The organism is Enterococcus raffinosus (assembly GCF_018917525.1).
GTDB classification, from domain to species: Bacteria; Bacillota; Bacilli; order Lactobacillales; family Enterococcaceae; genus Enterococcus_A; species Enterococcus_A raffinosus_A.
In genome coordinates this window covers 1-10,646 of the sequence record NZ_JAHLOS010000067.1, presented here as the reverse complement: position 1 = coordinate 10,646, position 10,646 = coordinate 1, and the positions used below count along the sequence as shown (strand labels likewise).

Genomic DNA, 10,646 nt, shown 5'->3' with positions numbered 1-10,646 from the left:
TTGATTCTTTTTGTCAGAGCATAAAAAGGGATATCGCCCCGATAAAAAACGCGATATCCCATAGTATAAGCTCTGGATTCGTCGAAGGTAATAACAACAAATTTAAGCTTATAAAACGAGTTGTATATGGTCGTTCTGGATTAGTCAATCTATCCAAAAAATGTCTGTTGGCTTTTTCGGCAACCCAAGAAGATTTCTCCTTGAGCGATCTTCTTTGAAGGGCCTGTATAACCAAACTTGAGAAAGAACCCTACTTTTGCCGCACCCTCTAAATTTTTTCCAACAGTGAACGGATCAGCTGCTCTAATGTTTCTATATCTGAATGAACGGTCCCATCCATATATTGCTGATAAACCTCATCTTTTCCATCAACATTTATTAATAGCTCATATCCTTTTGCTAGAGCCAATACTCTTAAAACTTCGCGCTGCGTTCGGCCATTTCCTTCTCTAAAGGGATGCATGTAATTTAAGTTATCCAAAATTACTGCCAATTTAGTTGATAGTTGATCTATATCATGAGCATTATCATAATAATCACTGAATAAAGAATCAATATACCGCTCGCCAGTAGCAAAAGCTTGCATGGCCATAAATGCCTTTCCTTGTTTAGAGATATTCACTTTTCTGTAATTTCCAGCCCATTCGTATAGCTCTGAAAAAAGCGCAAAATGGATTTTACATACATCCTTCATTGAATGAACTAAAATCGGAGAAAGATAAAGATCTAAAGCATTGGTTTTAACCAACTGATATTCTCGATTCACTAGTTCATCAAATTCTCTGATATTAAATTTGTTTCTTAGTACAGATGAGTCTGGATAAGTATACTCATTCTCAGGATCAACATAGTAGTACTCTTCATATGAATCGAAATTACTCATACATTTTCTCTTTATTCTTTTGCATGATGTATTGCTTCATCTCTTCTACGTCCTGTTTCTTAGGCTCCCAACCTTCGATCATGTTCGTACTCAAGGCGTACCAAACACCTTTGAAATCTTTTTGAGAGTCAAATTGCACCCCCATAATTGTTAGCTTGGATTTATCAATATTTAGCGTTGTCATGAGTAGCACATCCCTTATTGGTTTGTTATTTCTATTATACATCATTTTGACTGAAATATAAGAAGTGGGAACCGGTATGAAAAGCAACAATTTAACTTCCTTTCCATACTGATTAAGGCAAATTTTGATAAAATTCGATGGCCGGAAAAGCCGATGTTGTTTTAACGCTGGTTACCAATGGCGGGGAAAGTTTCGATTCACTGAATAAAAATCAAGTAAACCATGGCGAGTTGCTGAGAAAATAGCAAAATAAAGCCGCGCCACTCTATGAGAAATCTTGAGTGGCGCGGCTTTTATGTCTAATTGATTGGCAAATTTAGGGGTTTGCCAAATCAAATAGGGGGCTAAGTTTACACGTAATCTTGTACGGCTGTTTTACTTTTTACTGCTTGCGAAAAATCGGTAAAGATTCGATTCGTGATATCGATGCCTTTTTCTCGAGAGATATACCAGCAAAAGACCTGGAATGGAAGAATTGCTAGATAGGGTGCTTTAAACTCATCGGTGCAATTTCCTAAGGCCAACGTATTCAGATCTTCGGCCGCACTTGTCCGCAAGGAAATGGTAAAGACGTGTTCCGTATGTCTTTGTTCGTAGGCCTTTAATAGTCCAGCTTTTTCAATGATCTCTGGCTTTGCCGGAGTCTCAATGAAGAACAAGCGGTGCTCGGGGTTGATTTCTAAATAAGGTCCGTGCATAAAGGCTTCCAGCTCGACACCTAGTGAAGGGACGCGAATCGTTTCGGAGAATTTTGTCTCCATTTCTTTGGCAGTTCCCACCGCTGGTCCATAGGCGATCGAGGTGAAGCGGGGAGCCAATTGGAAATCCTTGCGATGTGTCTCAAAAAAGCGAGTGGACAGTTCAATCACATGATTGAAGCGGCTAGTCAGCTCTAAAAACTCTTGTAGCTCAGCGGCTTCTTTTTCAGGTGTAATCAAGCCTTTTTTCACGCCGATACGCAGACCTAAAAGCATCAAAGCTAAAACAGTCGCGGAAAAGCCTAGTGTGACGTAGCCTACACGTTCGCGTCCTGAGAGGATATCCAAAGTCGAAGTCGTGACCTTCGTGATTTCGCTATTGGGAATACTAGTGACTGCCATTGTATGGACGGCATGATGATTCGTAATCTTTGCCATCGCTTCAATCGTTGAGGTGCTTTGTCCGCTTTGAGAGATTCCGAGAACCACTTCCAGCTGCGGATCGATTTTTTCATAATGAGTGAAATTATACGGTTCTTCAATGGCCAATTTTACATCCGCCATTTTTTCGATATAGTATTTGGCACTTTTTGCTGCGTTGATACTAGAGCCAGTTCCTAAAACAAGCCAGTTCGCAGCATCTAGGTTCAATCCATTGATCGCCGCGTCGATGTTGGCAGGATAAGCATTGATTGCGGCGGTTAATTTCTCTTGTTCCTCTAAAATGTATGACAACATGGTTGGTTTTGACATAGTTCATTTCTCCTAATGTGTTTTTAGCTGAAATAATCAATCAGAAAATTGGCGATGCCATCTTCTACATTGGTATTCGTAATAAATTTAGCGTGGCGCTTTAATTCATCTACCGCATTGCCCATCGCGACACTGACACCGGATGCCTGCAGCATTTCTAGATCGTTCATTCCATCGCCAAAACTGATGATATTTTTCTGCGGGATCACTAAATTATTTTGCACGGCTTGAATCGCCGTGGCTTTATTAACGCCTAAGGGAATCAACTCAAGATTATTGGGATGAGAAGAAGAGACCGATAGCAAATGACTCTCTTCCAAAATTTTACGGACCTGTTCAAGCTCCGCTTCACGTTCATCCGCAATGACGATCCCGTTAACGATTCGCTGGCTGATGGCCATCAAGGTTTCCAGCGAGTCAATAAAAAGAAAATCTTCTTCGCTATTGCCAATCCGCGATTGGTCATTTTTTTGCAAATAGCTTGGCAGCTGCTGCGTGTAAAAAATCGTATGCTCGCCAAAGAAAAACATCGGCAAGTCATGCGCTGACATTGTTTGATAGATAAATTCCAAAGCAGCATCCGATAAACGTTTCTTATGCAAGGTCTCATTGATCGAGTAAACACTGCCGTTTGAAGCGATGACCTGCGTATTATCGGTCAAGCTTTTGGCAATCTCATACGCGGAGGAATATTTTCTGCCAGTAGCGACATAAAATTCGTGTCCTTCTTGCTGAAGTTCAGTGACGACAGATCGCGTCCGTGGAGAGATCTGCTGATCACGGTCAACGAGGGTACCATCAATATCCATAAAAATTAAATGTTTTTCCATCTATCCTCTTTTCCTTCCAATACCGCAGGATTCGCGAATGATCAAATCTGGCGAATGCGTCTCCAAGGTGTCCAGCGGTTCTTCATTAATCATTTTCAGCAAGCGTTTCACAGCCTGTTTGCCCAGAAATTGATTGTGCTGATTGATCGTCGTGATTCTAGGGATTTGATAATCCCCATCAGGAAAAGCATCGCAGCTGGCGATCGCGATGTCTTTTGGACAAGACAGGTCATGATCAGCCAATGCACGAAAAGCCCCCAATGCCACACGGTCATTAATCGCTAAGACTGCATCAGGCAGGTCTCCTTTTTTGATAAGACTTTCCATATTCTGATAACCATCCTCTGTATAGAAATCACTTAAAAGAATCAATGACGGATCAAAGGTGCTGTAGAGCGAGATAACCTTTTCAAAGGCCTGAACCCGTTGTGTCGTGATTTTGACATTTGGTTCACCGCCGATAAAGCCGATTTTTCGATGACCAAGAGCTAAAAGATGCTGAACCGAAAGGAAGATCCCCTTTTCCAGATCCCGTTCGATAAATTCACAGCTGCAGTTTGCCTGTTTTTGTCCAATGATCAGGACAGGGACTTGATTGTTCAACTGCTCCAGAGTGTGAAGATAATCAGGGTTTGGTTCGTCCCGATCGATTTCACCCCCGAGGATTAATACACCATCGACCTTTTTTTCAAAAATTGTATTAAAGGTATCGCGTTCGGCAAAGCTGCTATCCGCCTTTTTTTGACGACCGGCAGTCATGGTATTAAAGAGTAAGAGTGAATAATTTTGCTCCACACTGGCTAACTCGATTTCTGAAACCAATGAAGTAAAGTAGGGGTTAGTGATATCCGAAACGACAACTGCAAGGGTTTTCGTTTTATTAGAGATCATCCCGCGGGCCAGCATACTTGGTTGGAATCCTTCTTTTTCGATCACTGCTTGGACCTTGGCCCTTTTAGCAGGCGAAACAGACGGATGGTTATTCAAAACGCGGGAAACGGTCGAAACCGATACACCGCTTTCTTTAGCAATTTCTTTGATTGTAATATTTTTTTTCATGAGAGAGCGCCTCCTAGAATTTAGTTTAGGGGAGGAATGAAAAAAATGCAAGATATTTTTGGTAACGTTTCTAAATGCTGAAAAAACTATTGACAGGTGGAATATACACAGGTTATTATGACTGTGAAAACGGAAACATAATATTTAAATTTGGTAACGTTACCAGATTCGAGGTGCAGAATGACACAAACAGCTTTAGCGGTTGATTTAGGCGGAACCAAGATTTTAATTGGCGAAGTTACTCCTGCTGGTGAGATTCTCACAAGTGAGAAATACCCATCAACAGTGGTAGATCAACGCAGTGCAACAGAAAAAATTAAACTAGCAATCAAAAATTACTTGCAACAACATATTATACAAGGCGATCTAGTCGGTATCGGAATTTGTGTAGTAGGCAGAGTGAATACAGATCAGGGGCAGTGGCTAGAGATTCATCCAGGTTTATCGAAGCCGATTTTATTAGCAGATGAAATCACACAAGCTTTTCAATTACCCTGTTGGATCACGAATGATGTTTCAAGTGCGGCTCTGGCTGAAAGTATTTTAGGTATCGGTCAAGAAACTGGCAATTTTGTTTACATCAATATCGGTACTGGAATCGCAGCACGAGTAGTCGCTGACAATCAATTAATCAAGGGCGGCAATTTCAATGCTGGTGAAGTGGGGCATATGGTCGTAGATATGAACAGTGATGATCAATGTACCTGTGGAAGAAACGGCTGTGTGGAGCTATTCGCTTCAGGGTTAGGGATGCATAATCAGACCCTGAAATTTGCTCCGAATTATCCACAAACGATGCTAACGATTAAAGAAGACCGCCGTGTTACTTTTCAAGAGTTGATTACAGCCTATGAAGCCAATGATCCGCTGGCTAGAAAAGTAGTTGACCAAGCATTGCGGGCTGTAGCAGCCTTGACGATGAATTTGGTGCGGGTAAGCGATCCTGAAGCCGTCGTTTTCGGTGGCGGCGTGATGAATGACGATTGGTTTTTGAAACATTTGGTAACGTTTCTAAATGCCAAAACCGTCCGTTTTGTGACAAAAGGTATGCGGGTAACCACCTTGAACCCAAATGAAGTAGCATTAAAAGGTGCTGCAACTTTGGCATTTATTATGGAAAGGGGCTTAAAGAAAACATATGCGTGATTTTATTCAAGATGTAAAAGCGACAGGTTACATCCATCGTCCACTGCCATTAGACAGCAGTCGGTCCTTCGAGAAGCAACAACTAGAAAAAGAAGTCATTACAGCGCGGCGGCCGTTGACCGATAGTTTTCAAAATTGGCAGCCACTAAAAAATAGTCGCGGCGAAATCAAGCAAACCGAACAAACGGTGACGTTACTGAGTCCAATGCGTTACGACAGTTGGGCAGAGGGGGCGCCAGACGATGGCGATTACGTAAATTTTGGAGAGGTCGGCGCGTACCTGCCGATTTCAAGAGAAGATTGGTCGGACTTTACTCAGATCAAATTGGACATTTCGGCTGAGTGCATCAATGCAGTCAATCCCAACATCACGATTACTTTAGAAAATGATGGGGAAATCAAAATTCCTGATATTTATAATCGTGAAGGCACCCACGTGATTAACTTGGAGGGTCAGGCCCAACGCACGTATGTGTTAGATATCAGCAATTTGCCAAGAGATGTTGTAACAGGCATCCGCATCTTCACTGGGGCAAATGGTTCTTATATGAATCTAAAGGGACAATTGAGTTATACCATCAGCAAGTTGTTTTTAGAGAAAAACCAGTACAGTACGTCAGCAAAAGGCTGGCAGGTTCCAAGAAAAGAAATTATTTTTTCTCATATCGGTTATCATCCAGATTATTCTAAAACAGCCATTATTAATCGCGAAGATTTCGCAGAAGCAATATTTGAAGTAAAAACAGACAAGCACGTCGTATTCCAAGCAGAAATTCAAACCATCACGACAGAAACAGGCACCTTTGGTTTGTTGGATTTTTCAACGCTAAACGAACCTGGCAGCTATTATTTACAAATTGGCGCAACAAAGACGCCAAACTTTCAGATTGGAACCGTTTCAATGCTAAAAACAGCTTCGATTTGGAAGTCCTTGAACTTTATTTTCTGCGAGCGCTGCGGGTGTCCGGTCCACGGTATTCACGGAACTTGTCATGAAGATTTAACCGTCGAATATAAAGGTTCATTGGTCAGCTTCAATGGCGGCTGGCACGATGCTGGCGATCTTTCACAGCAATTGGTTCAAACGGCCGAAGTGACTAGCAGCTTGTTTGAAGCAGCGGAAGCAGTGAAAGACCAACAAGAGCTGTATCTACGCTTGATCGAAGAAGGCGAATGGGGCGTTGATTTCATCTTAAAGACTCGTTTGGATGAAGGCGATCGCGTGACTAGCGCGGGAATCACTCGCTGGACTGACAATCGTATTGGAAATATGGACGATGCAGTTCCACGGATTCATAACAGTCCGTATGATAATTTCTTGATCACTGGTTTGTTAGCCAAAATAATCAAGTCGCTGCCGGAGGACTACGCCATGAGACCGCAGCTGTTGCAGGTGGTGCAGGAAGATTATTCATATGCGCTTGCTGGCTTTAAGAAAACGGGCTTCACGCATGAACCGATTTTCTGGGAACATACCTACAATACATCGAAGAGTCTCTTCTTAGCGACAATGTCTTGGACAGCAGCGCTCATGCATCGACTGACGGGAGAAGCAGTGTATCAAGAGCAAATGACTGAATGGTTTGAAGAGTTGCTTCATTGTCAGGAACAAGCAGGGCTTGAACTGTCAGATGGCACCATGCTTAAAGGCATGTTTTATCGCGACGAGAGTCATAAAGTCTTCCAGCACTTTAATCATCAAACCAGAGAGCATCTCTACGCTTTGGCTTTCGAAGAAGCTTTAGCCGCTTCACCAAAACATGAAAAAAGGACCGAATGGTTAAAACAGGCAAATGACTATGGGGACTATTTGGATTATCTAGGACGATTTACCGATCCTTATCCCATGTACGCCAGCGGCATTTACCGTGAGGACGAATGGCAGGAGAAGGAAAGCTTCTACAGACAGCATTTATTAGTCGATGACGAGGCAGAAACAAGCTATCAGGAACAGTTGAAGCAAGGAATCAAGATCGGTGAGGGTCTATACATCAAGCGATTCCCAGTTTGGTTCTCTTTCCGCGGCAACAATGGCATTTTACTCTCAATAGGTAAAAGTGCCGCGGTGATGGGACGTTTGCTTGATCGTCAAACGCTACTGGATAAAGCAGATCAGCAGTTGCAATGGATGGTCGGAAAAAATCCTTTCGGACAATCCATGATCTATGGGGAAGGCTACAACTATCCGCAGCAATACTCAGTTTCTTCTGGGGAGATCACCGGCGAGATGCCGGTTGGGATGCAGACCTTCGGCAATGAGGATGAGCCCTATTGGCCGCAGTTCAACAATGCCACATATAAAGAGGTATGGGTTGGGGTCGCCGGTAAGTGGTTGTCGTTAGTAGCAGAATTAATGAAAATTGAAGAATAAATGATAGGCGTCTTGAAAAGTAATTCCATAATATGAAGAAGGAGTTTTAGACCAATGATGAAAGATGGCACGTTCAACAAAGAGGCTTTAGGAGAAAAAGTTGCGTTATATGCAAATAAGCTTGCGAGTAATCGTTTTATTGCGGCGATTCGTGATGCATTCGCTAGTACCATTCCGATCACCATTACTGCAGCATTTTTCTTATTAATAAATAATGTTTTACTGACAGAAGAGACGGGGCTTTTACGAGGAATTCCTGGTCGCACGATGATCTCTGAAATTTGTGTGCAGGCTTATAATGGTACACTAGGAATTTTGGGCTTAATGGTAACGTTTCTAATTGGGTTACGCCTGGCTCGCTCCTATGATGCTGATGGTGCTTTGGAAGGGATTGTTGCCTTAGCTGCTTACGTTGTACTGGTACCGAACGTAATCAATGTGACTGGAACAAACGGTAAAGGGCTGGAAATAGCTGGGGCTTTAACTCAAACATATACCAGTGCTTCTGCGATGCTTTTAGGAATTATTGCAGCTTTAGTCAGTGTCCCTTTAGTAGTCAAGTTAACGAATAATGATCGCTTGAAAATCAAAATGCCGGATAGTGTTCCGCCGGCAATTGCTAAATCATTTAACAGCTTGATTCCAACGGTTCTTACGATTAGTTTATTTGCAATTGTCGAAGTAGGGTTACGTACTGCAACAGGTCTGACGATTCCCGAAATTATCATCAATATTTTACAAGCGCCATTAGTTGGCGGCTTCCAAACCTTGCCTGGGATTTTAATGTATGTCTTTTTATCAACATTTGTTTTTATCTTTGGGATTCACGGCGCGTTCGTTTTTGGTGCAATCTCTGGTCCGATTCTATTGACGTCATTGCAGCAAAATGTGGAGGCGATCAACGCTGGTTCTGCTGCTCCGAATATTGTCACTCAGCCATTTCTTGATGCCTATGTTTATATGGGTGGCGGCGGTACGATGATCTGTTTAGTCATTGCGCTATTAATCTTTTCAAAAAGAGAAGATCAACGTATGATCGCAAAATTGGGTGGTGTCTCCAACTTGTTCAATATTAGCGAACCCATCATGTTTGGACTGCCAATCGTCTTTAATCCAGTCTATGCGATCCCGTTTTGTATCGTACCAATGGTTTCTACAATCTTGGCTTATGTTGCAACGAACTTACATTTAGTCAATCCGACCTATATCTTGATTCCTTGGGTCACACCGCCTGTATTATCAGGATATCTAGCAACTGCTGGTGATATTCGCGCAGCGATTTTACAGCTAGTGATTATTGCTGTGGGCGTCTTCATTTACATGCCGTTCGTTCTTATTTCAAATAAGATGGAAGAAAAATAATTAGAAAGGGAATCTGTGTCAATTAGAATACGGATTCCTTTCTTAAAATAGATGCATTGCCGTCATTGGTATGAATGCTTGAGAGAATGGAGCAGTTATACTGAATATCATTTAATAAAGGAGAAGAAAAAATGGAAAAAACTGGTTGGTTTAACAAAGACGCTTTTGGTGAAAAAGCCGTATACTATGCGAACAAGCTTGCAAGCAATCGGTACATCGCGGCGATTCGTGATGCATTTGCTAGTACCATTCCGCTTACGATCATCGCTTCGGTCTTTATTTTGATTAACAATTTACTCTTGGATCCGACGAATGGGTTGCTCAGAAGCTTGGGAGATTTTGTTGCACTGCGGGAAATCGGCGGTCAAATCTATAATGGAACGATTGGAATTTTAGGGTTGGTTGTCACGTTCCTGATTGGTTTGCACTTAGCCCAATCGTTTGGTAAAGAGGGCTACTTAGAAGGCGTAATCGCACTTGTCTGTTTCTTTATTTTGAATCCCAACACAGTCACTGCCTATACACCTGCAGGAGAAACGGCACAGGTTACCGGCGTTTTCGCCCAATCGAACACCAGCGCAACAGGGTTGTTCTTAGGGATTTTTGCAGCGTTAGTCGGGGTGCGTTTGTTTATTCTATTTAGTAACAGTGAAAAATTGAAGATCAAAATGCCGGAAAGTGTCCCGCCGGCAATCGCAAAATCATTCAATGGCCTTGCGCCTGGGTTGTTCGTTGCTATTATTTTTGGAATCTTAGAAGTATCGCTCCGTCATGTAAGTGGCCTTTCGATTCCTGATGTGGTCGCTAAAGTTTTTCAAATGCCTTTGGTGGGTGGTTTCCAGAGCTACTTCGGAATTACCTTCTATTGTTTCTTATCTTGTCTGCTCTTTTTCTTTGGTATCCATGGTCCCTTTGTACTTGGATCAGTATCAGGCCCAGTTTTATTGACTTCCTTACAACAGAATATGGATGCACACGCAAATGGCACGGCTCTTCCCAACGTTGTGACCCAGCCCTATGTGGATTGCTATATCTATATTACAATGGTTTCGTTAGTTATCGCCGTATTGATTGGTTCTAAAAAAGCCGATTTAAAGGCAGTCGCGAAAATCGGAGCGGTCCCAAGCTTCTTTAACATTAGTGAACCGTTAATGTTCGGATTGCCCGTAATTTTTAATTAATTTAGGCAGAAGTCGCCCATCCTCTACAGGTGGGTGATGAATGCCATTCGGTATGAGGGTTGCCTTTGGTCACTCGAAAACCGACACCTAAGGCATATTGCCTTTTTATTTTATCTCATGTTATAATCAGTCTATATAAGAAATGGGTTGATATAACAATGGAATTGGACACAAATAAC

General features: G+C 42.3%; 10 protein-coding genes. 5 read left to right on the top strand and 5 right to left on the bottom strand.

All coding sequences use genetic code 11. From position 1 onward, the window contains the following. The coding region (locus KQI58_RS23240) for a transposase (protein ID WP_216411062.1) at positions 1-218 on the top strand (218 nt) is incomplete at its 5' end. A gap of 50 nt (positions 219-268) precedes the next feature. Here KQI58_RS23240 and KQI58_RS21925 read toward each other — a convergent pair. The 5 genes from KQI58_RS21925 to KQI58_RS21905 all read right to left on the bottom strand — a co-directional run bounded on the left by KQI58_RS21925 (position 269) and on the right by KQI58_RS21905 (position 4,407). Next, on the bottom strand, positions 269-883 hold the full coding sequence (locus KQI58_RS21925; RefSeq protein WP_216411061.1) for a Fic/DOC family protein: 615 nt from the start codon (positions 881-883) through the stop codon (positions 269-271). Further along, positions 876-1,067, bottom strand: a complete 192-nt coding sequence (locus KQI58_RS21920) for a hypothetical protein (protein WP_216411060.1) — start codon at positions 1,065-1,067, stop codon at positions 876-878. Before KQI58_RS21920 ends, KQI58_RS21925 begins: the two co-directional genes overlap by 8 nt. Positions 1,068-1,417: 350 nt before the next feature. Further along, a complete protein-coding gene (locus KQI58_RS21915) occupies positions 1,418-2,518 on the bottom strand; it encodes an SIS domain-containing protein (RefSeq protein WP_216411059.1) in 1,101 nt (366 codons plus the stop codon). 23 nt (positions 2,519-2,541) lie between these two features. Further along, positions 2,542-3,348, bottom strand: coding sequence for a Cof-type HAD-IIB family hydrolase (locus tag KQI58_RS21910; RefSeq protein ID WP_216411058.1), 807 nt, complete (start codon positions 3,346-3,348; stop codon positions 2,542-2,544). Then, positions 3,349-4,407, bottom strand: coding sequence for a LacI family DNA-binding transcriptional regulator (locus KQI58_RS21905; RefSeq protein WP_216411057.1), 1,059 nt, complete (start codon positions 4,405-4,407; stop codon positions 3,349-3,351). Between the two features lie 180 nt (positions 4,408-4,587). Between KQI58_RS21905 and KQI58_RS21900 the strand changes: the two genes are divergently transcribed. The 4 genes from KQI58_RS21900 (at position 4,588) to KQI58_RS21885 (ending at position 10,467) form a co-directional block, all read left to right on the top strand. Beyond that, positions 4,588-5,553: an ROK family protein gene (locus KQI58_RS21900; protein ID WP_216411056.1), complete on the top strand. Its 966-nt coding sequence runs from the start codon at positions 4,588-4,590 to the stop codon at positions 5,551-5,553. Then, on the top strand, positions 5,546-7,924 hold the full coding sequence (locus KQI58_RS21895) for a glycoside hydrolase family 9 protein (RefSeq protein ID WP_216411055.1): 2,379 nt from the start codon (positions 5,546-5,548) through the stop codon (positions 7,922-7,924). The genes KQI58_RS21900 and KQI58_RS21895 overlap by 8 nt, the downstream gene beginning before the upstream one ends. A gap of 54 nt (positions 7,925-7,978) precedes the next feature. Further along, a complete protein-coding gene (locus tag KQI58_RS21890; protein WP_216411054.1) occupies positions 7,979-9,286 on the top strand; it encodes a PTS sugar transporter subunit IIC in 1,308 nt (435 codons plus the stop codon). Between the two features lie 131 nt (positions 9,287-9,417). Further along, entirely contained in the window at positions 9,418-10,467 is a 1,050-nt protein-coding gene (locus KQI58_RS21885) for a PTS sugar transporter subunit IIC (protein ID WP_216411053.1), read from the top strand. The last annotated feature ends 179 nt before the right edge of the window (positions 10,468-10,646 follow it).

What these genes read in the sequence shown, in the direction of transcription:
- KQI58_RS21925 (WP_216411061.1), bottom strand. Translation starts at nt 883, where the DNA reads ATGAGTAATTTCGATTCATATGAAGAGTACTACTATGTTGATCCTGAG.
- KQI58_RS21920 (WP_216411060.1), bottom strand. Translation starts at nt 1,067, where the DNA reads ATGACAACGCTAAATATTGATAAATCCAAGCTAACAATTATGGGGGTG.
- KQI58_RS21915 (WP_216411059.1), bottom strand. Translation starts at nt 2,518, where the DNA reads ATGTCAAAACCAACCATGTTGTCATACATTTTAGAGGAACAAGAGAAA.
- KQI58_RS21910 (WP_216411058.1), bottom strand. Translation starts at nt 3,348, where the DNA reads ATGGAAAAACATTTAATTTTTATGGATATTGATGGTACCCTCGTTGAC.
- KQI58_RS21905 (WP_216411057.1), bottom strand. Translation starts at nt 4,407, where the DNA reads ATGAAAAAAAATATTACAATCAAAGAAATTGCTAAAGAAAGCGGTGTA.
- KQI58_RS21900 (WP_216411056.1), top strand. Translation starts at nt 4,588, where the DNA reads ATGACACAAACAGCTTTAGCGGTTGATTTAGGCGGAACCAAGATTTTA.
- KQI58_RS21895 (WP_216411055.1), top strand. Translation starts at nt 5,546, where the DNA reads ATGCGTGATTTTATTCAAGATGTAAAAGCGACAGGTTACATCCATCGT.
- KQI58_RS21890 (WP_216411054.1), top strand. Translation starts at nt 7,979, where the DNA reads ATGATGAAAGATGGCACGTTCAACAAAGAGGCTTTAGGAGAAAAAGTT.
- KQI58_RS21885 (WP_216411053.1), top strand. Translation starts at nt 9,418, where the DNA reads ATGGAAAAAACTGGTTGGTTTAACAAAGACGCTTTTGGTGAAAAAGCC.